Genomic DNA, 23,910 nt, shown 5'->3' on the forward strand with positions numbered 1-23,910 from the left:
CGGAACCACCCGTCCGGCCTGAACGTCCGCGCCGGACCCCCGTTCGGAGGCATGCCGCGTGCAGCCCCGCCCCGGCGCCGGGATGGTGGACGAAAGCCCCCGAACGGCAGGAGCCCCGATGTCCCTCCGCCCCCGCAAGGCCTTCCTGACCTGCACGGCTGCCATATCGCTCGGCCTGACCGCCCTCGCGCCCGCCCACGGCGTCGAGGGGCCCGCTCCCGACCCGACCGACAAGCGGGCCATGCGGGACATGGCGACGGCGATCCGGGTGACGGCCAAGTACGCGGACGAGCAGGCGGCCCTGCAGGACGGGTACGTGCCGCACGGCCAGGCGTGCATGAACAACCCGTTCGGGGTGGGCTCCATGGGCTACCACTACGTCAAGGAGGCCTACTGGGGTTCGACGGACCCCAGCAAGCCCGCCGCGCTCCTCTACAGCACCGAGAAGGACGAGCAGGGCCGCCGCAAGCTGCAGGCCGTGGAGTGGATGTCCACCGACCGCGACCAGGACCTGAAGACCACCGACGACCGGCCGAGCATGTTCGGGCTGCCGTTCGACGGGCCGATGCCGGGCCACTGGGCGGGCATGCCCAAGCACTACGACCTCCACCTGTGGGCGTACGAGAACAACCCGGCGGGCCGCTTCCACAACTGGAACCCCGCCCTGACCTGCCCCAAGGCCTCCGACACCCCCGCCCAGTCGTCCCATCCGCACTGATCCCCCGGTCAGCGCGACGCTCCCGTTCACACGTGCGGGCGGTCCCGGGACGATCCCCGGCGATACGCTGGACACACTCGCGAGACTGCACCACATGGGAGCACTACCGATGAGCGTCGAACCCGAGGCTTTCGAGCCGGCGTACCACTGGCCGATCCCCCCCGTGGGTGGCTGGACCGCCGACGACCTGGACCGGCTTCCCAATCTGCCTCCGCATACGGAGCTGATCGACGGGAGCCTGGTGTTCGTGAGTCCGCAGACTCTGTTCCATTCACGAGCAGTGAGCTTCTTCGAATGGCAACTCCAGTCCCTGGTGCCGCCGGGGCTGGAGGTCATCCGTGAGTTCACCATCGACATCGACCGCTACAACCGGCCCGAGCCCGATGTGATCGTCGTCGGCGAAGAGGTGGTCGACGACCCGGAGCAGACCCGCTTTCCGGCTACGGCCGTGCGGCTGGCCATCGAGGTCATGTCACCCGAGTCCATCGCCCGCGACCGGGACACCAAGCCGATCAAGTACGCCCGGGTCAAGATCCCCCATTTCTGGCGGGTCGAGAACAAGGACGGCCGCGCCGTGGTTTACGTCTACGAGCTCGACCCCACCACCGGGGCCTACGTCGCCGCCGGAATCTTCCACGACCGCCTCAAGGTCTCAGTCCCGTTCCCCATCGACCTCGATCTCACCGAGATCACCGCGAAGCGACGCAGGGCCGAGTAGCCCCGCGCAGACGTCAGGGCCCGGCCCCCCTCGAAGGGGAGCCGGACCCTGACGCGTACCTGATCCAGCCGGTCAGCGTACGAACGTGCTCGCCTGGCCCGCGAGGTCCAGGAAGTACTGCGGGGCCACACCCAGGACCAGGGTGACCGCGACGCCCACCGCGATCGTCGTCATCGTCAGCGGGGAGGGGACGGCCACGGTCGGACCGTCCGCCTTCGGCTCGCTGAAGAACATCAGGACGATCACCCGGATGTAGAAGAACGCGGCGATCGCGGACGAGATGACACCGACCACGACCAGCGCTCCCGCGCCGCCCTCCGCCGCCGCCTTGAACACGGCGAACTTGCCGGCGAAGCCCGACGTCAGCGGGATGCCCGCGAAGGCGAGCAGGAAGACCGCGAAGACCGCCGCCGTCAGCGGCGAACGACGGCCCAGCCCCGCCCACTTGGACAGGTGCGTCGCCTCGCCGCCCGCGTCGCGCACCAGGGTGACCACCGCGAAGGCTCCGATGGTCACGAAGGAGTACGCGCCCAGGTAGAAGAGGACGGACTTGACGCCCTCCGCCGAGGTGGCGATCACACCGGCCAGGATGAAGCCGGCGTGCGCGATCGAGGAGTAGGCGAGGAGCCGCTTGACGTCGGTCTGGGTCACGGCGATCACCGCGCCCGCGAGCATCGTGACGATCGCGACGGCCCACATCACCGGCCGCCAGTCCCATCGCAGGCCCGGCAGGACCACGTAGAGGAGGCGGAGCAGGGCGCCGAAGGCCGCGACCTTGGTGGCCGCCGCCATGAAGCCGGTGACGGGGGTCGGGGCGCCCTGGTAGACGTCCGGGGTCCACATGTGGAAGGGGACCGCGCCGACCTTGAAGAGCAGCCCCATCAGGATGAGCGCGCCGCCGATCAGCAGCAGCGCGTCGTTGCCCATGGTGTCGGCGAGCGCCGGATCGACGTTCGCCACGGTGCCGTCGACGACCTCGGCGATGACCGCGTACGAGACCGAGCCCGCGTACCCGTACAGGAGCGCGACGCCGAAGAGGAGGAAGGCGGAGGAGAAGGCGCCGAGCAGGAAGTACTTGACGGCCGCCTCCTGCGACATCAGCCGCTGGCGGCGGGCGACGGCGCAGAGCAGGTACAGCGGGAGGGAGAAGACCTCCAGGGCCACGAACAGCGTCAGCAGGTCGTTGGCCGCGGGGAAGATCAGCATCCCGGAGATCGCGAACAGGGCGAGCGGGAAGACCTCGGTGGTGGTGAAGCCCGCCTTGACGGCCTCCTTCTCGCTCTCGCTGCCCGGTACGGACGCCGCCTGGGCGGCGAAGGAGTCCACCCGGTTCCCGTGGGCGGCCGGGTCCAGGCGCCGCTCGGCGAAGGTGAAGATCGCGACGATCGAGGCCAGCAGGATGGTGCCCTGCAGGAAGAGCGCCGGGCCGTCGACGGCCACGGCCCCCATGGCCGCGATGTGCGCCTTGGTGCTGCCGTACCCGCCGGCGGCGAGCCCGACGACCGCCGCGAAGGCCGAGGCCAGCGCGGCGACCGCCAGGAACACCTGGACGTAGTAACGGGCCTTGCGCGGTACGAAGGCCTCGACGAGGACTCCGATGACCGCCGCTCCCAGCACGATGAGCGTGGGCGAGAGCTGGGCGTACTCGATCTGCGGCGCCGGGATCTTGTCGATCGGCGCCGCGGCCGCCAGTGTCGGCAGCAGGTTCTGGGCAGCAGTCACGGTGCTCACTTCGCCGCCTCCCCGTTCTTGGCGTGCTTGGCCTCGACAGCCACCTCGGGCTTCGGGTCCGTCTGCTTCACGTCCGACATGGTGTGCTCCACCGCCGGGTTGACGATCTCGGTCAGCGGCTTCGGGTAGACGCCCAGCCCGATCAGCAGCGCGATCAGCGGGGCGACGACCAGTACCTCCCGCAGGCGCAGGTCCGGCATGGTGCGGACCTCCTCCTTCAGCGGGCCGGTCATGGTGCGCTGGTAGAGGACCAGCGTGTAGAGGGCTGCCAGCACGATGCCGAGGGTGGCGATGATGCCGGCGACCGGGTACCGGGCGAACGTGCCGACCAGGACCAGGAATTCACTGACGAACGGGGCGAGGCCCGGCAGCGACAGCGTGGCGAGGCCGCCGATCAGGAAGGTGCCGGCCAGGACCGGGGCCACCTTCTGCACGCCGCCGAAGTCGGCGATGAGCCGCGAGCCGCGCCGCGAGATCAGGAAGCCGGCGACCAGCATGAGCGCCGCGGTGGAGAGCCCGTGGTTGACCATGTACAGCGTCGCGCCCGACTGGCCCTGGGAGGTCATCGCGAAGATGCCGAGGACGATGAAGCCGAAGTGCGAGATCGAGGCGTAGGCGACCAGCCGCTTGATGTCCCGCTGGCCGACCGCGACCAGCGCGCCGTAGACGATGCTGATCAGGGCCAGGACGATGATCACCGGCGTGGCCCACTTGCTGGCCTCGGGGAAGAGGCCGAGGCAGAAGCGGAGCATCGCGAAGGTGCCGACCTTGTCGACGACCGCGGTGATCAGGACGGCGACCGGCGAGGTGGCCTCGCCCATCGCGTTCGGCAGCCAGGTGTGCAGCGGCCACAGCGGGGCCTTCACCGCGAAGGCGAAGAAGAAGCCGAGGAAGAGCATCCGCTCGGTGTTGGTCGCCATGTCGAGGGTGCCCGCGGCGCGGGCGGCGGCGATCTCCTGGAGCGAGAAGTTCCCGGCGACCACGTACAGCCCGATGACGGCGGCCAGCATGATCAGGCCGCCGACGAGGTTGTAGAGGAGGAACTTGACCGCCGCGTACGAGCGCTGCGCGGCCGCGTTCTCATCGGACCCGGAGTGGGCCCGGTCCCCGAAGCCGCCGATGAGGAAGTACATCGGGATGAGCATGGCTTCGAAGAAGATGTAGAAGAGGAAGACGTCGGTGGCCTCGAAGGAGATCACCACCATCGCCTCGACCAGCAGGATCAGGGCGAAGAAGCCCTGGGTCGGCCGCCAGCGGGACGAATGCGTCTCCAGGGGGTCGGCGTCGTGCCAGCCGGCCCCGATGACGAAGGGGATCAGCAGCGCGGTGAGCGCGATGAGCGCCACCCCGATGCCGTCGACGCCCAGTTCGTAGCGGACCCCGAAGTCGGGGATCCAGGAGTGGGACTCGGTGAGCTGGTAGCGGTCGCCACCGGGCTCGAAGCGGACGGCGACGAGCACGGCCAGGGCCAGGGTCGCCAGCGAGAAGAACAGGGCGAGCCATTTGGCCGCGGTCCGGCGGGCGGCCGGGACGGCCGCCGTCAGGATCGCGCCGACCGCGGGGACCGCGGCCGTCACCGTCAGAAGCGGGAAACTCATCTCACACCGCCCTCATCAGCAGGGTCGCGGCGATCAGGATCGCCGTGCCCCCGAACATCGAGACCGCGTAGCTGCGGGCGTAGCCGTTCTGCAGCTTGCGCAGCCGGCCCGAGAGCCCGCCGACTCCGGCGGCCGTCCCGTTGACCACTCCGTCGACCAGGCTGTGGTCGACGTAGACGAGGGAGCGGGTCAGGTGCTCCCCGCCGCGCACGAGGACGACGTGGTTGAAGTCGTCCTGGTACAGGTCCCGTCGGGCCGCCCGGGTGAGGAGCGAGCCGCGCGGGGCGGTGACCGGGACGGGCCTGCGGCCGTACATCGCCCAGGCGAGGGCGACGCCGACGACCAGGACCACCATGGTGGCCAGGGTCACCGTCAGGGCGCTGACCGGCGGGTGGCCGTGCTCGTGCCCGGTGACGGGCTCCAGCCACTTCAGGAACCGGTCGCCGACTCCGAAGAACCCGCCGGCGAAGACCGACCCGAACGCCAGGATGATCATCGGGATGGTCATCGACTTCGGGGACTCGTGCGGGTGCGGCATGTCTCCCGGGTGTGCCTCGACGCCGGGCTCCACGCCGGGTGTCGTCTCCGGGTCCGGGGCGGGCTGCCAGCGCTTCTCGCCGAAGAAGGTGAGGAGCATGACGCGGGTCATGTAGAACGCCGTGATCGCCGCGCCCAGCAGGGCCACCCCGCCGAGGATCCATCCCTCGGTGCCGCCCTTCGCGAAGGCCGCCTCGATGATCTTGTCCTTGGAGAAGAAGCCCGACAGGCCCGGGAAGCCGATGATGGCCAGGTACCCGAGTCCGAAGGTGGCGAAGGTGACCGGCATGTACTTCCGCAGGCCGCCGTACTTGCGCATGTCGACCTCGTCGTTCATCCCGTGCATCACGGAACCGGCGCCGAGGAAGAGGCCCGCCTTGAAGAAGCCGTGCGTCACCAGGTGCATGATCGCGAAGACGTAGCCGATCGGGCCGAGGCCCGCGGCCAGGATCATGTAGCCGATCTGCGACATCGTCGAGCCGGCCAGGGCCTTCTTGATGTCGTCCTTCGCGCAACCGACGATCGCACCGAAGAGGAGCGTGACCGCGCCGACCACGACGACCGCGGTCTGCGCGTCCGGCGCCCCGTCGAAGATGGCACCCGAGCGGACGATCAGGTACACGCCGGCGGTCACCATCGTCGCCGCGTGGATGAGGGCCGAGACCGGGGTCGGGCCCTCCATCGCGTCGCCGAGCCAGGACTGCAGCGGCACCTGGGCCGACTTGCCGCAGGCGGCGAGCAGCAGCATCAGGGCGATCGCCGTCAGCTTGCCCTCGCCCGCCCCGGACACCGAGCCGAGCACGGGCCCGAAGGCGAAGGTTCCGAAGGTGGTGAACATCAGCATGATGGCGACCGAAAGGCCCATGTCGCCGACCCGGTTGACCAGGAAGGCCTTCTTCGCGGCGGTGGCCGCGCTGGGCTTGTGCTGCCAGAAGCCGATGAGGAGGTACGAGGCGAGGCCCACGCCCTCCCAACCGACGTACAGCAGGAGGTAGTTGTCGGCGACGACCAGGAGCAGCATCGCCGCGAGGAAGAGGTTGAGGTATCCGAAGAAGCGGCGGCGGCGCTCGTCGTGCTCCATGTACCCGATCGAGTACACGTGGATGAGCGTGCCCACCCCGGTGATCAGCAGGACGAAGGTCATCGACAGCTGGTCGAGCTGGAAGCCGAGGTCGGCCTGGAAGCCCTCGACCGGGATCCAGCTGAACAGCCGCTGGTGGATGGCCCGGTCATCGGCCCCGCGCCCGAGCATGTCGGTGAAGAGGGCCACGCCGATCCCGAAGGAGACGGCGGCGAGCAGGGTGCCGAGCCAGTGGCCGGCCTTGTCGAGGCGGTGGCCGCCGCAGAGCAGCACCGCCGCTCCGAGCAGGGGCGCTGCTACCAGCAGCGCGATCATGTTCTCCACAGCGACCCCTTACAGCTTCATCAGGCTGGCGTCGTCGACCGAGGCCGAGTGGCGGGTACGGAACAGCGACACGATGATCGCGAGGCCCACCACGACCTCCGCGGCGGCGACGACCATCGTGAAGAACGCGATGATCTGGCCGTCGAGGTTGCCGTGCATCCGGGAGAAGGTCACGAAGGCGAGGTTGCAGGCGTTGAGCATGAGCTCGACGCACATGAACAGCACGATCGCGTTCTTCCGGATGAGGACTCCGGCCGCCCCGATGGTGAACAGCAGCGCGGACAAGTACAGGTAGTTGACCGGGTTCACTTGGAGGCCTCCTCACGGCCGAGCCGCTCGGACGACCGCTGCTCCAGCGCCTTCAAGTCGTCCAGCGCCTCGCTGGAGACGTCCCTGATCTGGCCGCGGGCGCGCAGCGTCTGGTTGACGGTGAGCTCGGAGGGGGTGCCGTCCGGCAGCAGGCCCGCGACGTCCACGGCGTTGTGCCGGGCGTAGACGCCGGGTGCGGGCAGCGGCGGGAGCTGCACTCCCTCGCGTACGCGGCGCTCGGCGAGCTCGCGCTGGGTGGCGGCGCGCTCGGTGCGCTCGCGGTGGGTGAGCACCATCGCGCCGACGGCCGCCGTGATCAGCAGGGCGCCGGTGAGCTCGAAGGCGAACACGTACTTGGTGAAGATGAGCGTGGCCAGGCCTTCGACGTGCCCGCCGGAGTTGATCCGGCCGAGTCCGTTGAAGTGGGTGAGCCGGGCGTTGCCGATTCCGGCGATCAGCAGGACGCCGAAGCCGAGTCCGCACAGGGCGGCCAGCCAGCGCTGCCCCTTGATGGCCTCGGTCAGGGAGTCCGCGGCGGTGACGCCGACGAGCATGACGACGAAGAGGAAGAGCATCATGATCGCGCCGGTGTAGACGACGACCTGGACGATGCCGAGGAAGTACGCCCCGTTGGCGAGGTAGAAGACCGCCAGGATGATCATCGTGCCGGCCAGGCTCAGCGCGCTGTGCACGGCCTTCTTCATCAGGATCGTGGCCAGCGCGCCGATGACGGCGACCGTGGCGAGGACCCAGAACTGCACTGCCTCACCGGTGGAGGTGACCGAGGTGGCCGCGGCGATGGCGCTCACGCCCCCACCCCCTCGGCACGAGCGGAAGCTCCCGATGTACCCGCTTCGGCGGACCCGGCGGCCTCACCCTTCGACACGGCGACCTGGCGGACCGTGCCGGGAGCCGCCCCGGTCACCAGCCCGCGGTAGTAGTCGGTGTCGTCGGCGCCCGGGAAGATCGAGTGTGGAGCCTCGACCATGCCCTCGGTCAGCCCGGCGAGCAGCTGCTCCTTGGTGTAGATGAGCGATTCGCGGCTGGAGTCGGCCAGTTCGAACTCGTTCGTCATGGTCAGGGCCCTGGTCGGGCACGCCTCGACGCACAGCCCGCACAGGATGCAGCGGGCGTAGTTGATCTGGTAAACGGCGCCGTACCGCTCACCCGGGGAGTAGCGCTCCTCCTCGGTGTTGTCCGCGCCCTCGACGTAGATCGCGTCGGCGGGACAGGCCCAGGCGCACAGCTCGCACCCGATGCACTTCTCCAGACCGTCCGGGTGGCGGTTGAGCTGGTGCCGCCCGTGGAAGCGCGGAGCGGTGGTCTTGTGCTGCTCCGGGTACTGCTCGGTGAGGCGCTTCTTGAACATGGCCTTGAAGGTCACGCCGAAGCCGGCCACCGGGTTCTGCCACTTCTCGCCCTCGGCGTCAGACTTGTCAGACATTCTCAGCACCCTCCTCTCGGTCACTGTCAGTATTCGCCGCGCCACTGACAATGAGCTCCCGCTCACTGCGAGGCCGCCTGCGCGGTACGGGTGCCAGGTGCTGGCCGGGCTTGGGCGGTACGGGGAATCCGCCCGCCAGCGGGTCGAAGGGCGCCCCGGCCGCGGCCTGTTCGGCGTCCGCGAGGGCCGCCTTCTCCTGCTTGTCGCGGAAGAGGTCCACGACGAAGGACAGCAGCAGGACCGCGATGACCCCGCCGCCGACGTAGAGCACGATCTGGGTGAAGTCGTAGTTCTCGTTGCGCAGCGCCCGGACGGTGGCGACCAGCATCAGCCAGACCACCGAGACCGGGATCAGCACCTTCCAGCCGAGCTTCATCAGCTGGTCGTAGCGCACGCGCGGGAGCGTGCCGCGCAGCCAGATGAAGAAGAACAGCAGCAGCTGGACCTTGAGGACGAACCAGAGCATCGGCCACCAGCCGTGGTTGGCGCCCTCCCAGTACGTGGAGATCGGCGCCGGGGCCCGCCAGCCGCCCAGGAACAGGGTGACCGAGACCGCCGAGACGGTGACCATGTTGACGTACTCGGCCAGCATGAACAGCGCGAACTTGATGGAGGAGTACTCGGTGTTGAAGCCGCCGACGAGGTCGCCCTCGGACTCCGGCATGTCGAAGGGGGCGCGGTTCGTCTCGCCGACCATCGTGATGACGTAGATGATGAAGGAGACCGGCAGCAGGACGATGTACCAGCGGTCCGCCTGGGCCTCGACGATCGCCGAGGTCGACATCGACCCGGAGTAGAGGAAGACCGAGGCGAAGGCCGCGCCCATCGCGATCTCGTAGGAGATCATCTGCGCGCAGGCGCGCAGGCCGCCGAGGAGCGGGTACGTGGAGCCCGACGACCAGCCCGCCAGCACGATGCCGTAGATGCCGACCGAGGCCACCGCGAGGATGTAGAGCATCGCGATCGGCAGGTCGGTCAGCTGCATCGTCGTGCGCTGGCCGAAGATGGAGACCTCGTTGCCCGACGGGCCGAAGGGGATCACCGCGATGGCCATGAAGGCCGGGATGGCCGCGATGATCGGGGCGAGGACGTAGACGACCTTGTCGGCCCGCTTGACGATGAGGTCTTCCTTCAGCATGAGCTTCACGCCGTCGGCGAGCGACTGGAGCATGCCCCAGGGGCCGTGCCGGTTGGGGCCGATGCGCAGCTGCATCCAGGCGACGACCTTGCGCTCCCACACGATGGAGAAGAGCACGGTCACCATCAGGAAGGCGAAGCAGAACACCGCCTTGACGACGACGAGCCACCAGACGTCCCTGCCGAACAGGGAGAGGTCTTCGGCAGCGATCTGAACGGTGTTCACGCGCCCACCTCCGCAGTGGCGTCGCTGGTGTCGGCGGGAGTGGCCGGGCGGATGCGGACCAGGGCCCCCGGTCGGGCACCGGTGTCGGCGAGGACTCCGGAGCCGGTGGAGTTCATCGGGAGCCAGACCACCCGGTCGGGCATCTCGGTGATGCGCAGCGGCAGTTCCACGGAGCCGGCCGGGCCGGTCACCGCGAGGACGTCGCCGTTCTTGACGCCCGTCTCGGCGGCCGTGGCGGCCGAGAGGCGGGCACTGGCCTCGTGCCGGGTGCCGGCCAGGGCCTCGTCGCCGTCCTGCAGGCGGCCCTGGTCGAGGAGGAGCCGGTGGCCCGCGAGGACCGCCTCGCCCGCTCCCGGCCGGGGCAGCGCCGCGGTGTCCGCGGACTGTTCGGCGGCGCGCTCCCCGGCCCACTGGCCGAGCCGGTCGAGCTCGCGGCGTACGGCGTGTACGTCGGGCAGGGCGATCGGCCGGCCGGCGGCGTCGGCCAGCATGTGCAGCACGCGGGAGTCGGCGGGGGCGAGCCGGCGGGTCATCTGCTCGGGCTTGAGCGCGGCCTCGAACGGCCGGACCCTGCCCTCCCAGTTGATGAACGCGCCGGGCTTCTCGGCGACGGCCGCGACGGGCAGGACCACGTCCGCGTGGTCGGTGACCTCGCTGGGCCGCAGTTCCAGCGAGACCACGAAGGCCTCCTGGAGCGCGATCCGGGCGCGGGCCGGGTCCGGCAGGTCGGTGAGCTCGACGCCCGCGACCAGCAGGGCGGACAGTTCGCGTCCGGCGGCGGCCTCGACGATCTGGCCGGTGTCGCGGCCGTAGCGGTGCGGCAGCTCGTCCAGGCCCCACGCGGCCGCGACCTCGTCGCGGGCGCGCGGGTCGGTGGAGGGGCGGGCGCCCGGCAGCAGGGACGGCAGCGCGCCCGCCTCGACGGCGGCCCGCTCTCCGGCCCGCCGCGGGATCCACACCAGCCGGGCCCCGGTCGCGGCGGCCGCCCGTACGGCGGCGGTCAGCGCGCCGGGAACCCCGGCGAGGCGCTCGCCGACGACGATGACCGCGCCGGGCTTGCGCAGCGCGTCGGCGGCTGCCGCGCCGCCCTCCTCCAGGCCGGTCCGCGAGGCCAGCGCGTCGAGCCACTCGGGCTCGGTGCCGGGGGCGGCGGCCAGCAGGGTGCCGCCCGCCTTCTCCAGGCCGCGCGTGGCGAACGGCGCGAGGGCGAAGGTCCGCTGCTTGTGCTTGCGGTGGGCCTTGCGCAGCCGCAGGAAGACGCCGGGGGCCTCCTCCTCGGTCTCGATGCCGACGAGGAGGACGGCCGGGGCCGCCTCCAGCGAGGCGTTGGTGACGCCGCGGCCGTCGAGGTCCTTGCCGGTGCCGGCGACGGAGGCCGCCAGGAACTCGGCCTCCTCGGCGCTGTGCACCCGGGCCCGGAAGTCGATGTCGTTGGTGTCGAGCACGACCCGCGCGAACTTGGCGTAGGCGTACGCGTCCTCGACGGTGAGGCGGCCTCCGGTCAGCACTCCGGCCCGGCCGCGCGCGCCGGCCAGCCCGGCGGCGGCGGCCTCCAGCGCCTCGGGCCAGCTGGCCGGGGCGAGGACCCCGTCGGTGCCGCGCACCAGCGGGGTGGTGAGCCGGTCGGGGCGCTGCGCGTAGCGGAACCCGAAGCGGCCCTTGTCGCAGATCCACTCCTCGTTGACCTCGGGGTCCTCCGCGGCCATCCGGCGCAGCACCTTGCCGCGGCGGTGGTCGGTCCGGGTCGCGCAGCCGCCCGCGCAGTGCTCGCACACGCTCGGGGAGGAGACGAGGTCGAAGGGGCGGGAGCGGAACCGGTAGGCCGCCGAGGTGAGGGCGCCGACCGGGCAGATCTGGATGGTGTTGCCCGAGAAGTACGACTCGAAGGGGTCGCCCTCGCCGATGCCGACCTGCTGGAGCGCTCCGCGCTCCAGGAGCTCGATCATCGGGTCGCCCGCCACCTGGTTGGAGAAGCGGGTGCAGCGCGCGCACAGCACGCACCGCTCGCGGTCCAGCAGCACCTGCGTGGAGATCGGGACCGGCTTCTCGAACGTGCGCTTCCTGCCCTCGAAGCGGGAGTCGGCCTGCCCGTGCGACATGGCCTGGTTCTGCAGGGGGCACTCGCCGCCCTTGTCGCAGACCGGGCAGTCGAGCGGGTGGTTGATGAGCAGCAGCTCCATCACACCGCGCTGGGACTTCTCGGCGACCGGGGAGGTCAGCTGGGTCTTGACGACCATGCCGTCGGTGCAGGTGATGGTGCAGGAGGCCATCGGCTTGCGCTGGCCCTCGACCTCGACGATGCACTGGCGGCAGGCGCCGACCGGGTCGAGGAGGGGGTGGTCGCAGAACCGGGGGATCTCGATGCCGAGCTGTTCGGCGGCCCGGATGACCAGGGTCCCCTTGGGCACGGACAGTTCGATGCCGTCGATGGTCAGGGAGACCGTGTTGGCCGGCGTGCCCGGCGTCCCCGCGGCCTCGCCGCCACCGGCGGGGGCGTTCGTGGTGACGGTCATGCGTTCACCTCGGAGTTCTTCTTGGGACCGTCAGCCCAGAGGGTCGACTTCTTGGGGTCGAAGGGGCAGCCCTTGCCCGTGATGTGCTGCTCGTACTCCTCGCGGAAGTACTTGAGCGAGGAGAAGATGGGGCTGGCGGCGCCGTCTCCGAGTGCGCAGAACGATTTGCCGTTGATGTTGTCGGCGATGTCGTTCAACTTGTCGAGGTCGGACATGACGCCCTTGCCCGCCTCGATGTCGCGGAGCAACTGGACCAGCCAGTACGTGCCTTCGCGGCACGGCGTGCACTTGCCGCAGGACTCGTGGGCGTAGAACTCGGTCCAGCGGGTCACCGCCCGCACCACGCAGGTCGTCTCGTCGAAGCACTGCAGGGCCTTGGTGCCGAGCATGGATCCGGCCGCGCCCACGCCCTCGTAGTCCAGCGGGACGTCGAGGTGCTCGTCGGTGAACATGGGGGTGGAGGAGCCGCCCGGGGTCCAGAACTTCAGCCGGTGCCCGGGCCGCATGCCGCCGCTCATGTCGAGCAGCTGGCGCAGGGTGATCCCGAGCGGGGCCTCGTACTGGCCGGGGCCGACGACGTGGCCCGAGAGCGAATACAGCGTGAAGCCGGGTGACTTCTCGGTCCCCATCGCCTTGAACCAGTCCTTGCCCTTGTTCAGGATCGCGGGAACCGAGGCGATGGACTCCACGTTGTTCACGACAGTGGGGCAGGCGTAGAGCCCCTCGACGGCAGGGAAGGGAGGACGCAGCCGGGGCTGACCGCGCCGGCCTTCGAGGGAGTCCAGGAGGGCCGTTTCCTCGCCGCAGATGTACGCGCCCGCCCCCGCGTGCACGGTGATGTCGAGGTTGAGGCCGCTCCCCATGACGTCCTTGCCGAGGTAGCCGGCCTCGTACGCCTCGCGCACCGCCTCGTGCAGGCGCCGCAGTACCGGCACGACCTCGCCGCGCAGGTAGATGAAGGCGTGCTCCGACCGGATCGCGTAGCAGGCGATGATCATTCCCTCGATGAGGGAGTGCGGGTTCGCGAAGAGGAGGGGGATGTCCTTGCAGGTTCCCGGCTCCGACTCGTCCGCGTTCACGACGAGGTAGTGCGGCTTTCCGTCGCCCTGCGGGATGAACTGCCACTTCATTCCGGTGGGGAAGCCCGCGCCGCCGCGTCCGCGCAGGCCCGAGTCCTTCACGTAGGCGATGAGGTCGTCCGGAGTCATGGCGAGCGCCTTGCGCAGGCCCTCGTAGCCCTCGTGGCGCCGGTAGGTCTCCAGCGTCCACGACTGCGGCTCGTCCCAGAACGCCGACAGCACGGGTGCCAGCAGCTTCTCCGGGCTGGTTCCGTTCTCGTGCATCTCAGCGGTCACCGTCATCACTCCCCCTCCTCGGTCGCGGTCTCGGCACGCGGACGCACGACCTTGCCGAGCTGCGGGGACTCGCCGCGCGCGAGGCGCAGGCCGATCAGCGAGGCGGGGCCCGCGCCGCCGCTCGCCTCGACGGCGCCGGCGCGCTCGTCCGGGAAGCCCGCCAGGATCCGGGCGGTCTCCTTGTAGGTGCACAGCGGCGCGCCCCGGGTCGGCTCGACCGGGCGGCCGGCGAGCAGGTCGTCCACCATGGCCTTGGCGGACTCGGGGGTCTGGTTGTCGAAGAACTCCCAGTTGACCATCACCACGGGGGCGTAGTCGCAGGCCGCGTTGCACTCGATGTGCTCGAGGGTGACCTTGCCGTCGGGGGTGGTCTCGTTGTTGCCGACCCCGAGGTGCTCCTTGAGCTCGTCGAAGATGGCGTCGCCGCCCATGACCGCGCACAGGGTGTTGGTGCAGACCCCGACCTGGTAGTCCCCGGAGGGCTTGCGCCGGTACATCGTGTAGAAGGTCGCCACCGCCGTGACCTCGGCGGTCGTCAGGCCCAGCACCTCGGCGCAGAAGCGGATGCCGGTGCGCGAGACGTAGCCCTCCTCCGACTGGATGAGGTGGAGCAGCGGCAGCAGCGCGGAGCGGCTGTCGGGGTAGCGGGCGATGACCTCGGCGGCGTCGGCCGCCAGCCGTTCGCGTACCTCGGCCGGATAGTCGGGGGCGGGCAGCTGGGGCATGCCCAGGCTGACATCGGAAGTCATCGGTCGACGCCTCCCATCACGGGGTCGATCGAGGCGACGGCGACGATGACGTCGGCGACCTGGCCGCCCTCGCACATCGCTGCCATGGCCTGCAGGTTGGTGAAGGACGGATCACGGAAGTGGACCCGGTAGGGGCGGGTGCCGCCGTCGGATACGACGTGGACCCCGAGCTCGCCCTTGGGCGACTCGACCGCCGCGTACGTCTGCCCGGCCGGCACCCGGAAGCCCTCGGTCACCAGCTTGAAGTGGTGGATGAGGGCCTCCATGGAGGTGCCCATGATGTTCCTGATGTGGTCGAGCGAGTTGCCGAGGCCGTCCGGGCCCATCGCGAGCTGCGCGGGCCAGGCGATCTTCTTGTCGGCGACCATGACCGGGCCCGGCTCCAGCCGGTCCAGGCACTGCTCGACGATGCGCAGGGACTGGCGCATCTCCTCCAGGCGGATCAGGAAGCGCCCGTAGGAGTCGCAGGACTCGGTGGTCGGCACGTCGAACTCGTAGTTCTCGTAGCCGCAGTACGGGTCGGACTTGCGCAGGTCGTGCGGCAGGCCGGCGGAGCGCAGGACCGGGCCGGTGGCGCCGAGCGCCATGCAGCCGGTGAGGTCGAGGTAGCCGACGTCCTGCATGCGGGCCTTGAAGATGGGGTTGCCGGTGGCGAGCTTGTCGTACTCCGGCAGGTTCTTCCTCAGGGTCTTCACCAGGTCGCGGAGCTGGTCCACGGCGCCCGGGGGCAGGTCCTGCGCGAGGCCGCCGGGGCGGACGAACGCGTGGTTCATGCGCAGGCCGGTGATCAGCTCGAAGACGTCGAGGATCAGCTCGCGGTCGCGGAACCCGTAGATCATGATCGTGGTCGCGCCGAGCTCCATGCCGCCGGTGGCGATGCACACCAGGTGGGAGGAGAGCCGGTTGAGCTCCATAAGCAGCACGCGGATGACGGTGGCGCGGTCCGGGATCTGATCGGTGATGCCGAGCAGCTTCTCGACGCCCAGGCAGTACGCCGTCTCGTTGAAGAACGGCGTCAGGTAGTCCATGCGCGTGACGAAGGTGGTGCCCTGCGTCCAGTTCCGGTATTCGAGGTTCTTCTCGATGCCGGTGTGGAGGTAGCCGATGCCGCAGCGGGCCTCGGTGACCGTCTCGCCGTCGATCTCCAGGATCAGGCGGAGCACTCCGTGGGTGGACGGGTGCTGCGGCCCCATGTTGACCACGATGCGCTCGTCGTCCGCGCGGGCCGCGGACCGGACGATCTCGTCCCAGTCGCCGCCGGTGACGGTGTAGACGGTGCCCTCGGTGGTCTCGCGTGCGGAGGCGTGATTCGAAGTGGACATCAGCTGTACGACCTCCGCTGGTCAGGAGCCGGGATCTGGGCGCCCTTGTACTCGATGGGGATGCCGCCGAGCGGGTAGTCCTTGCGCTGCGGGAAGCCCTGCCAGTCGTCCGGCATCATGATCCGGGTGAGGGCCGGGTGCCCGTCGAAGACCAGGCCGAAGAAGTCGTACGTCTCGCGCTCGTGCCAGTCGTTGGTCGGGTAGACGGAGACGATCGAGGGCACGTGCGGGTCGGCGTCCGGTGCGGACACCTCCAGCCGCACGATCCGGCCGTGGGTGAGCGAGCGCAGGTGGTAGACGGCGTGCAGCTCGCGGCCCTTGTCCCCCGGGAAGTGCACGCCGCTGACGCCGGTGCAGAGCTCGAAGCGCAGGGCCGGGTCGTCGCGCAGGGTCCTCGCCACGAGCAGGAGGTGCTCGCGGGCGATGTGGAGGGTCAGTTCCGCCCGGTCGACGACGACCTTCTCGATCGCGTTCTCCGGGACCAGGTCCTGCTCCTCCAGCGCCCCTTCGAGCTCGTCGACGACCTCGTCGAAGTACGAGCCGTACGGGCGGGCGCTCGCGCCGGGCAGGGCCACGGTGCGCACGAGGCCGCCGTAGCCGCTGGTGTCGCCGCCGCCCGCGGCGCCGAACATGCCCTTGCGGACGCCGATCACATCGGGGCCGCGGACGCCGCGGGGCGCCGGCACGTTGTTGCCATCGCTGGCGTGGGGGCCGTTCTCCACGGCCGGTTCGTCGCTCACCGCAGGAGCCCCTTCATCTCAATGGTGGGGAGCGCCTTGAGGGCCGCCTCCTCCGCCTCGCGGGCCGCCTCTTCCCGGTTCACGCCGAGCTTCGATCCCTGGATCTTCTGGTGGAGCTTGAGGATCGCGTCCAGCAGCATCTCGGGGCGGGGCGGGCAGCCGGGCAGGTAGATGTCCACCGGGACGATGTGGTCGACGCCCTGGACGATCGCGTAGTTATTGAACATTCCGCCCGAAGACGCACAAACACCCATAGAGATGACCCACTTGGGAGCGGGCATCTGGTCGTACACCTGCCGCAGCACCGGCGCCATCTTCTGGCTGACCCGGCCCGCGACGATCATCAGGTCGGCCTGCCGTGGGGAGCCGCGGAAGACCTCCATGCCGAAGCGGGCCAGGTCGTACCGGCCCGCTCCGGTGGTCATCATCTCGATGGCGCAGCAGGCCAGGCCGAAGGTCGCGGGGAAGACGGATGACTTGCGCACCCATCCCGCGGCCTGTTCGACGGTGGTCAGCAGAAAGCCGCTCGGCAGCTTCTCTTCCAGTCCCATGGAAATTCAGCCCCTCAGTCCCATTCCAGGCCGCCGCGGCGCCACACGTAGGCGTAGGCGACGAAGACGGTGAGCACGAAGAGGAGCATCTCGACGAGCCCGAAGATCCCCAGCGAGTCGAAGGTGACCGCCCAGGGGTAGAGGAAGACAACCTCGATGTCGAAGACGATGAAGAGCATCGCCGTCAGGTAGTACTTGATGGGGAAACGGCCGCCGCCGGCCGGCATGGGAGTGGGCTCGATGCCGCACTCGTAAGCTTCAAGTTTTGCCCGGTTGTACCGTTTTGGGCCGATCAGCGTGGCCATGACCACGGAGAAGATCGCAAACCCTGCGCCGAGGGCGCCGAGCACGAGGATGGGCGCGTACGCATTCACGCTCCTCGCTCCTTCCAGTCGTCCTTGACCGTTGGACCGCTGTGCCGGCGCCGAGCGCCCCGCCTCGAGAAGATCGCGCTTTGATCGAGCTGATCGAGCACGTGCATGTGAGGCAGTTCACAAGCCGGACTGGTGCGCATCTTATGCCTGCTCGTCTGTGATCTGCGACACGGGTTACAACAACGAGTTTGTGATCTCCACCACCTGACGAACGATCATGAAGTCCGATGAGTGGTGATCTTCATACGCGAAGCATCCACATGATCACCAAAGGTGACATCCACCCCTGTAGCCGCAGGTGGAAGGCCTGCCGCTCTATCAAACCGTGGCCACTGCATGCAAATTGGCGACGTGGTGCACGTGGTGATAAAGGGATCGGCATCGCCCGGCCGGGGGATCCCCCGCGTACGGGAGTGGACGCGTGCGCGCGTTCACTAAGTCGAGGGGTGCGGGCATCGGCGGCCGGAAGGCGACCGGGGGCGAGGGGTGAAGAACCGGCGCCGAGGCGACTGCGACGCGGCTCCGGCCCATCCCCGACGCGGCGGAGATGTGGCGGCGATGTGGCGGCGACTTCACGGTCAGGTCACAGCCGGGCCACAGCGTCCGCATCGCGTGACACTCCTGTGACCTGCGCCACTCCGGATTCGCGGCGGCGAAAGGGGGCTTGGCCATCTGTGCAGGTGGATGGTAGGCCGAGGATCAATCCGGACTTATTGCGGATAACCCATGATCACAGCCTCGCGACGGGGTGTCCGATTGGCCCGTTACGGCGTCAATAAGGAGTCCGACGCGCCCGGTTCGCACCCTTCGCGCACAACTGTGGCGCAGACCACGTTTCTTGAAGGGAACCCTGGCGCCCTGATAGCGGTTGTACCCATGTCCCTTACCGCTCACATACCCAGCCACCGGAAGCCCCGCCGCAGCGCCTCGAAGCTCGCGGTCCGCGCCGGAGTTGCCGGTGGCGTCCTCAGCACCCTGGCCATGGCCGGCACGGCGAGTGCCACCCCCTCCGCCGAGCCCGCGCACGAGACCACGCTCGAAATGCCGGTCCTCGACCTGGACCTGAGCGCCGAGGTCTCCTCCGCGGTCACCAAGGCCGCCGAGAACACCCGCGCCGCCGCCGTCGAGGGCGAGCTCAACGCCCTGGAGGAGAGCGCCCGCACCGGCGCCGCCGCCGAGGCGAAGCAGGCCAAGGCCGACGCGCAGCAGAAGGCCGACGCCGAGCAGAAGGCGAAGGAGGAGGCGGACCGCCAGGCCGGGGCCGAGCGCGCCAGCCGCAGCACCGCCCGCACCTCGCTCCAGGCCAAGTCGTCCTCCGGCGAGGGCTCCTCCTCGCAGGGCACGGGCACTGTCAGCGCCCCGGCGACCGGTTCCGCCGCCGCCATCGTGAACTTCGCCCGCGCGCAGGTCGGCAAGGCCTACGTCGTGGGTGGCACCGGCCCGTCCTCGTTCGACTGCTCGGGTCTCGTCCAGGCCGCGTACCGCACCGCCGGCGTCACCCTGCCGCGCATGTCGCAGGCGCAGTCCTCGGCCGGCACCTCGGTGTCCCTGAGCGCCCTTCAGCCGGGCGACATCCTGTACTGGGGCTCCAAGGGCAGCGCGTACCACGTCGCCATCTACGTGGGCGGCGGCAAGTTCGTCGGCGCGCAGAACTCCGGCACGGGCATCGTCGAGCGCTCGCTGAGCTACGACAAGCCGACCGGCGCCGTCCGCGTCCTCTGATCCACCCCCGGTCCATCCCCGATCCGTCCCAGGCGACCCCGATCCACCGGTTCGCCCTGGTTCCCCCGGATCCCACCGGATGTGTCCTTCGCGTCCCGAGCCGCTCCCGGTGACGCGGAAGGCCGGTACTCCCCCGCACGGGGTCGAGTGCCGGCCTTCCGGCCGCTCCGGCGCCTCCTGGAGCCCCTGAGCACCGCTCTGGCGGCCTGCCGGCCCCTCAGGCGACCGCGGCCGCCAGCCTGAAGCGGGCCTCGCGCTGCGCCTTGTACAGCGCGAGCGTCTCGGCGTGCTCCTCGACGAGCCGCTCCTGGTGGGCCTTCTCGACCGCCCCCCAGACGCCTACGAGGTTCACCTCGTGCTTGCAGGCGACGTCGGCCTTGGCCGCGTTGACGGCCTTCGGGCCGCCCTGTTCGCTCTGCAGGCCGAGCTCCTCGATCACGTCGTACGGGGTCTTGATGCCGCTATAGCCCGATCTGCCCATGCACGCCGACCATTTCTCCAGCACGGCGAGCACGCGCGAGTCGTTCTTGGACCGGTCGTGCGCCTCCGCCGCCAGCCCGAAGGTGAAGAGCAGGTCCACGCTGTCCTTCGTCGGCGCGTACAGCTTGCGGTAGGCCTCCCTCCCGCAACCCCCCGCCGGCACCTTCTGCCCGCCGGCCGTCAGTCCGCTGTCCACGGCCGCGGCCTCCTCCTCGTTCATGGCGTCGGGGGCCCGACCGCCCGGCGCGCCGCGCTGCTCGCCGTTCATGACGGCGTACGCGCTGTCGCTCAGCTCGGGGGCCGCGGGCTTGGCGGCGGAGCCCTCACCCCCGGTCGGGTCGTACCCGTAGGCGGCGGCGTAGGCGAGGTCGGCCGCCCCGAAGAGGTTGCGGTGGCGGTCCTCGGGGCCGCGGCCACCGGCGGGCTCGGACGACTTGGGCCCCTCGTACGCGAACCCGTAGCGGGCCATGCACCGGGAGAGCAGGCGCTGCTGCACCTGCCCCATGCGGATCGACTCGGCCTCGGTGTCCGTGTACGCGTCCATGGGGAGGGCCAGCGCGGCCGTCGGCGGATTGACCTCGACCGGGCCGAGCTTCGGCTCGGCGCCCACCGCGCCGGCGACGCTCCCGCAGCCGGCCAGGAGCGCGGCCGCCGGCAGGGCGGCGAGGGCGGTGGTGCGGAGTCGGGTGCCGTTGCGCATCGGGCGGAACTCCTTCGTCGGCGGCCTGGTTCAGGGGTGGAGGGTGTACTTGGCGGAGCTGATCCGGTTCTTGAAGGTGGTGGAGGCGTTGCCCTCGTAGTTCGAGGGGATCTCCCCGACGCTGCCGCCCAGATCCCTGTCCGTGCCGACCTTCCAGGCGTAGACGTCGCGGTTCCGGTAGGACTCGGTGTTGTCGTTCACGACCGCGCCGCTGCCGGCGCAGGAGCCGCGGAAGGTGTCGTCGGCGAAGTTCAGGTCGTTGGTGACCAGGTCGAAGACGCAGCCGGTGCGGCCCGCGTAGTAGAAGAGCCCGAATTCCTGCTCTTCCAGATTTCCGTCCCTCGCCGAGGCGGCCGAGGGTCCGGCCGCGCCCAGGAGAAGGGCACCGGCGGAAAGGGTGGCGGCGGCGCCGGCCGCCAGCTTGAGAAGCGCCTTCTTCATCACGTATTCCTTGCCCTTGGGGTGAAATGCGGATGGTGCGGCGGGCCTCGACCGGAGAATTCGGCCCGGCCGGAATTCAACAGTCCGTCACTGACCATGAGCAAGCAGTTTCCGGCCTGATGGACCGTCAAAACAGTTGCCTCATAGCCAACTTGTCCACCTCGGGCCCGACTGCCTACCATCGCCGGCGCTCTCGCGGGGCCCCCGTCGCGGGCGGGCCGCCGAACCCCGGCCAAGGCGCGGGCGGGCGGGCGGGCGTGCGGCCGCGCGGGGGCCGCCCCGGGGGCGGGCGACTCGTACCGAACCGGCCGGAGCCCTGCGAAGATGGCCGGGGCGAGCACGCCCGAGTCACCCAGGAGGTGGTGATCCGTGATCACCAGGCCGTCCGACGAAGCCCCCGGCCACGGCTCCGGCGCCCGTCCGCCCGGCGGTCCCGCAGCCGTCCCCGCCGAGGCCGCCGACCCCACCCCGGTCCGGGCCGCCGCCGGGCTCGGGCTGCTGGCGCTGGGCGGCTGGCTGCTGACCACCGCCCGCCCGTGGCACAAGCCCGGCTCCCCCCTCGTCCTCGGCCTCGACTGGGCGGCCTCGGGGGCACTGCTGATCTGCGGGCTGGTGCTGCTGACCCGCTGCATCCGGACGGTCCACGGCGCGGACGAATCCCCGTACGAGCCCGCGGGCGATACCCCCCACGACCGGACGGGCCGCACCGGGGACGTCCCCCCGGCGCGGCCCGCCTGAACGACCCGCCCCCACGTCAGGCCTCGGGGCCACCTCGGTTCCACCGGGGTAGGGATCGGGCGAAGAAGATCATCGACGTCTGAGGGTTCAACCGCCGTGATCCGGGCCGCCCAGCCATGTGCCGAGCGGCCCGCCTTGAAGGATCAAGCCTTGGGGGCCACCTCGGTTTCCCTGAGTCAGAGGTGATTCACGGGACACCCGCGCCAGGCCTGGCAGGCCGGGGGCGATTCCTTGCGCCACACGGCCCACGAGATTTTTCCTACCGGCGGTGTTACGTTTTAGGTATGAGCAGCCACGTAGCCCACCAGGCCGCCGAGCGGGCAGGTAAGAGATCCGTGTCGCTGGCGCAATCGTTGATCAAGGAAGTTGAGGAGCGCACCGGCAAGAACGGCTTCTCCTCCGTCGTGGCCGAAGCCTTGGAAGAGTGGCTCGCCGCTCAGAAGCTCCGTGAGGTCGTGACCGCCGACCGCAAGGAATTCGGCCCCGTCTCCGCCGAAGCACGGCGGCAGGCGGAACAGGAGTGGTGAGCAAGCGCCTCAAGATCAAGGCCAAGAGCGAGGGCACGCTCGTCCTGGACGCACAAGGACTTTCGCTGCACGTCGACGGCGACGAGGGGATGCGTGCGCGCATCGAGGTCGCCCAGCAGAGCGGCCGGCGCGTGGCGCTGTCCGCCCTGACACCCTTGGAAGTACGCGGAACCGGGGAAGCCGCCAAGCGGCTCCGGTTCCTGCTGTCGCGGTTCGACGTGAAGCCTGTCAGTGACGCCGTGATGGACGCCGCGGCAAAGCTGCTGGACGCCTCGGGCCTCGACGGACACGAGTGCCTGGTGGATGCGCTCGTGGTGGCCACGGCCGCCCTTTGCACACCCCCGGTACTGCTGGTGACCTCCGACAAGTCGCACATCCTGGCCCTGTGCAAGGCCGCCGAACAACTCCCCGGCGCACCGACGGTGAAAGTCGTCAACGTCTGAGTGTTCGGCCGGCACCCGCCGGGCCGCTCGGCATCTGTGCCGAGCGGCCCGCCTTGAAGGATCAGGCCTTGGGGGCCACCTTCGAGAGGCCGTTGATGATGCGGTCCATCGCGTCGCCGCCCGTCGGGTCGGTCAGGTTGGCCAGCATCTTCAGGGTGAACTTCATCAGCACCGGGTGGCTCAGGCCGCGCTGGGCGGCGATCTTCATGATCTTCGGGTTGCCGATGAGCTTCACGAAGGCGCGGCCCAGCGTGTAGTAGCCGCCGTAGGTCTCCTTGAGCACCTTCGGGTAGCTGTGCAGGGTCAGTTCGCGCAGCGCGGGGGTGGAGCGGGCGTGTGCCTGGACGATGACGTCGGCGGCGATCTGGCCCGACTCCATCGCGTAGGCGATGCCCTCGCCGTTGAACGGGTTGACGAGGCCGCCCGCGTCACCGACGAGCAGCAGGCCCTTGGTGTAGTGCGGCTGGCGGTTGAAGGCCATCGGCAGGGCCGCGCCGCGGATGGGCTGCGTCATGTTCTCGGGGGTGTAGCCCCAGTCCTCGGGCATGGACGCGCACCAGGCCTTGAGGACCTCGCGCCAGTCCAGCTCCTTGAAGGCGGAGGAGGAGTTGAGGATGCCGAGGCCGACGTTGGAGGTGCCGTCGCCCATGCCGAAGATCCAGCCGTAGCCGGGCAGCAGCCGGTCCTCGGCGCCGCGCCGGTCCCACAGCTCCAGCCACGACTCCAGGTAGTCGTCGTCGTGCCGGGGCGAGGTGAAGTACGTGCGCACGGCCACGCCCATCGGGCGGTCCTCGCGGCGGTGCAGGCCCATCGCGAGGGACAGCCGCGAGGAGTTGCCGTCGGCCGCGACGACCAGCGGGGCGCTGAAGGTGACCGGGGTCTTCTCCTCGCCCAGCTTGGCCTGCACGCCCGTGATGTGGCCGGTGCGGGGGTCGCGGACGGGCTCGCCGACGTTGCAGCGCTCGTAGAGGCGGGCGCCCGCCTTCTGCGCCTGGCGGGCCAGCGTCTCGTCGAAGTCGTCGCGCTTGCGCACGAGTCCGTAATCGGGGAAGGAGGCCAGCTCCGGCCAGTCCAGCTGGAGGCGCTGACCGCCACCGATGATCCGCAGGCCCTTGTTGCGGAGCCAGCCCGCCTCCTCGGAGACGTCGATGCCCATCGACACCAGCTGCTTGGTGGCGCGCGGGGTCAGGCCGTCGCCGCAGACCTTCTCGCGCGGGAACGCCGTCTTCTCCAGGAGCAGGACGTCGAGTCCGGCCTTCGCCAGGTAGTAGGCGGTGGTCGAGCCGGCGGGCCCGGCCCCGACGACGATCACGTCCGCGGAGTGTTCGGAGAGGGGCTCGGTCACAGCGGGGTCTCCCGAAGGCTCGATAAGGGGTGCCCAACGGCACAAGACACGTGCAGTCTATGCAGCGAGAGAGATCACGATCCGAAG

At 70.0% G+C, this 23,910-nt stretch carries 23 protein-coding genes; 6 read left to right on the forward strand and 17 right to left on the reverse strand.

What is annotated here, in order from left to right; translation table 11 throughout:
• The first annotated feature begins 118 nt into the window (after positions 1 to 118).
• Positions 119 to 718, forward strand: a complete 600-nt coding sequence (locus tag J7F03_RS02505; protein WP_214946930.1) for a hypothetical protein — start codon at positions 119 to 121, stop codon at positions 716 to 718.
• A 109-nt stretch (positions 719 to 827) separates the two neighbouring features.
• Positions 828 to 1,436 carry a Uma2 family endonuclease gene (locus J7F03_RS02510; protein ID WP_214946931.1) on the forward strand — a complete coding sequence of 203 codons (609 nt, stop codon included), beginning with the start codon at positions 828 to 830 and terminating at the stop codon, positions 1,434 to 1,436.
• A gap of 72 nt (positions 1,437 to 1,508) precedes the next feature.
• On the opposite strand, the gene nuoN is transcribed toward J7F03_RS02510, so the two are convergent.
• From nuoN to J7F03_RS02580, 14 genes are read right to left on the reverse strand one after another with little or no spacing between them, the layout of a single operon-like run.
• A complete protein-coding gene (gene nuoN / locus J7F03_RS02515; protein WP_214946998.1) occupies positions 1,509 to 3,128 on the reverse strand; it encodes an NADH-quinone oxidoreductase subunit NuoN in 1,620 nt (539 codons plus the stop codon).
• A gap of 35 nt (positions 3,129 to 3,163) precedes the next feature.
• On the reverse strand, positions 3,164 to 4,765 hold the full coding sequence (locus J7F03_RS02520; protein WP_214946932.1) for an NADH-quinone oxidoreductase subunit M: 1,602 nt from the start codon (positions 4,763 to 4,765) through the stop codon (positions 3,164 to 3,166).
• 1 nt (position 4,766) lies between these two features.
• Positions 4,767 to 6,707, reverse strand: a complete 1,941-nt coding sequence (gene nuoL / locus J7F03_RS02525; protein ID WP_214946933.1) for an NADH-quinone oxidoreductase subunit L — start codon at positions 6,705 to 6,707, stop codon at positions 4,767 to 4,769.
• Positions 6,708 to 6,716: 9 nt separating this feature from the next.
• On the reverse strand, positions 6,717 to 7,016 hold the full coding sequence (gene nuoK / locus J7F03_RS02530; RefSeq protein ID WP_112449176.1) for an NADH-quinone oxidoreductase subunit NuoK: 300 nt from the start codon (positions 7,014 to 7,016) through the stop codon (positions 6,717 to 6,719).
• Positions 7,013 to 7,825: an NADH-quinone oxidoreductase subunit J gene (locus J7F03_RS02535; RefSeq protein ID WP_214946934.1), complete on the reverse strand. Its 813-nt coding sequence runs from the start codon at positions 7,823 to 7,825 to the stop codon at positions 7,013 to 7,015. Before J7F03_RS02535 ends, nuoK begins: the two co-directional genes overlap by 4 nt.
• Entirely contained in the window at positions 7,822 to 8,460 is a 639-nt protein-coding gene (gene nuoI, locus J7F03_RS02540; RefSeq protein ID WP_214946935.1) for an NADH-quinone oxidoreductase subunit NuoI, read from the reverse strand. The genes J7F03_RS02535 and nuoI overlap by 4 nt, the downstream gene beginning before the upstream one ends.
• Positions 8,453 to 9,823 (reverse strand): NADH-quinone oxidoreductase subunit NuoH, encoded by a 1,371-nt coding sequence (gene nuoH / locus J7F03_RS02545; protein ID WP_214946936.1) that lies wholly within the window; start codon positions 9,821 to 9,823, stop codon positions 8,453 to 8,455. Before nuoH ends, nuoI begins: the two co-directional genes overlap by 8 nt.
• Positions 9,820 to 12,336, reverse strand: a complete 2,517-nt coding sequence (locus J7F03_RS02550; RefSeq protein ID WP_214946937.1) for an NADH-quinone oxidoreductase subunit G — start codon at positions 12,334 to 12,336, stop codon at positions 9,820 to 9,822. Before J7F03_RS02550 ends, nuoH begins: the two co-directional genes overlap by 4 nt.
• Positions 12,333 to 13,697 carry an NADH-quinone oxidoreductase subunit NuoF gene (nuoF, locus tag J7F03_RS02555; RefSeq protein ID WP_214946938.1) on the reverse strand — a complete coding sequence of 455 codons (1,365 nt, stop codon included), beginning with the start codon at positions 13,695 to 13,697 and terminating at the stop codon, positions 12,333 to 12,335. Before nuoF ends, J7F03_RS02550 begins: the two co-directional genes overlap by 4 nt.
• Positions 13,697 to 14,440 (reverse strand): NADH-quinone oxidoreductase subunit NuoE, encoded by a 744-nt coding sequence (gene nuoE / locus J7F03_RS02560; RefSeq protein WP_214946939.1) that lies wholly within the window; start codon positions 14,438 to 14,440, stop codon positions 13,697 to 13,699. Before nuoE ends, nuoF begins: the two co-directional genes overlap by 1 nt.
• Entirely contained in the window at positions 14,437 to 15,762 is a 1,326-nt protein-coding gene (locus J7F03_RS02565; RefSeq protein WP_214946940.1) for an NADH-quinone oxidoreductase subunit D, read from the reverse strand. Before J7F03_RS02565 ends, nuoE begins: the two co-directional genes overlap by 4 nt.
• Entirely contained in the window at positions 15,762 to 16,502 is a 741-nt protein-coding gene (locus tag J7F03_RS02570; RefSeq protein ID WP_214946941.1) for an NADH-quinone oxidoreductase subunit C, read from the reverse strand. The genes J7F03_RS02565 and J7F03_RS02570 overlap by 1 nt, the downstream gene beginning before the upstream one ends.
• A complete protein-coding gene (locus tag J7F03_RS02575; RefSeq protein ID WP_123079911.1) occupies positions 16,499 to 17,053 on the reverse strand; it encodes an NADH-quinone oxidoreductase subunit B family protein in 555 nt (184 codons plus the stop codon). Before J7F03_RS02575 ends, J7F03_RS02570 begins: the two co-directional genes overlap by 4 nt.
• Positions 17,054 to 17,067: 14 nt before the next feature.
• On the reverse strand, positions 17,068 to 17,427 hold the full coding sequence (locus tag J7F03_RS02580; protein WP_030010013.1) for an NADH-quinone oxidoreductase subunit A: 360 nt from the start codon (positions 17,425 to 17,427) through the stop codon (positions 17,068 to 17,070).
• 876 nt (positions 17,428 to 18,303) lie between these two features.
• Here J7F03_RS02580 and J7F03_RS02585 point away from each other — a divergent pair.
• Positions 18,304 to 19,149, forward strand: a complete 846-nt coding sequence (locus J7F03_RS02585) for a C40 family peptidase (protein WP_214946942.1) — start codon at positions 18,304 to 18,306, stop codon at positions 19,147 to 19,149.
• A gap of 217 nt (positions 19,150 to 19,366) precedes the next feature.
• Here J7F03_RS02585 and J7F03_RS02590 read toward each other — a convergent pair whose 3' ends face one another.
• Both J7F03_RS02590 and J7F03_RS02595 read right to left on the reverse strand, forming a co-directional pair.
• The gene (locus tag J7F03_RS02590; protein ID WP_214946943.1) at positions 19,367 to 20,329 is read right to left on the reverse strand and encodes a hypothetical protein; all 963 of its coding nucleotides are present in this window, start codon (positions 20,327 to 20,329) and stop codon (positions 19,367 to 19,369) included.
• A 30-nt stretch (positions 20,330 to 20,359) separates the two neighbouring features.
• Entirely contained in the window at positions 20,360 to 20,770 is a 411-nt protein-coding gene (locus J7F03_RS02595) for a hypothetical protein (protein WP_214946944.1), read from the reverse strand.
• Between the two features lie 369 nt (positions 20,771 to 21,139).
• On the opposite strand from J7F03_RS02595, the gene J7F03_RS02600 reads away from it, so the two are divergent.
• The 3 genes from J7F03_RS02600 to J7F03_RS02610 all read left to right on the forward strand — a co-directional run bounded on the left by J7F03_RS02600 (position 21,140) and on the right by J7F03_RS02610 (position 22,478).
• The gene (locus J7F03_RS02600; RefSeq protein ID WP_214946945.1) at positions 21,140 to 21,508 is read left to right on the forward strand and encodes a hypothetical protein; all 369 of its coding nucleotides are present in this window, start codon (positions 21,140 to 21,142) and stop codon (positions 21,506 to 21,508) included.
• 284 nt (positions 21,509 to 21,792) lie between these two features.
• Positions 21,793 to 22,035: a hypothetical protein gene (locus J7F03_RS02605; RefSeq protein ID WP_214946946.1), complete on the forward strand. Its 243-nt coding sequence runs from the start codon at positions 21,793 to 21,795 to the stop codon at positions 22,033 to 22,035.
• A complete protein-coding gene (locus tag J7F03_RS02610) occupies positions 22,032 to 22,478 on the forward strand; it encodes a DNA-binding protein (protein WP_214946947.1) in 447 nt (148 codons plus the stop codon). The genes J7F03_RS02605 and J7F03_RS02610 overlap by 4 nt, the downstream gene beginning before the upstream one ends.
• 61 nt (positions 22,479 to 22,539) lie before the next feature.
• Here J7F03_RS02610 and J7F03_RS02615 read toward each other — a convergent pair whose 3' ends face one another.
• Positions 22,540 to 23,823 (reverse strand): geranylgeranyl reductase family protein, encoded by a 1,284-nt coding sequence (locus J7F03_RS02615; protein WP_214946948.1) that lies wholly within the window; start codon positions 23,821 to 23,823, stop codon positions 22,540 to 22,542.
• Between the last annotated feature and the right edge of the window lie 87 nt (positions 23,824 to 23,910).

Source organism: Streptomyces sp. ISL-43 (genome assembly GCF_018614195.1).
In the GTDB taxonomy this organism is placed as follows: Bacteria; Actinomycetota; Actinomycetes; order Streptomycetales; family Streptomycetaceae; genus Streptomyces.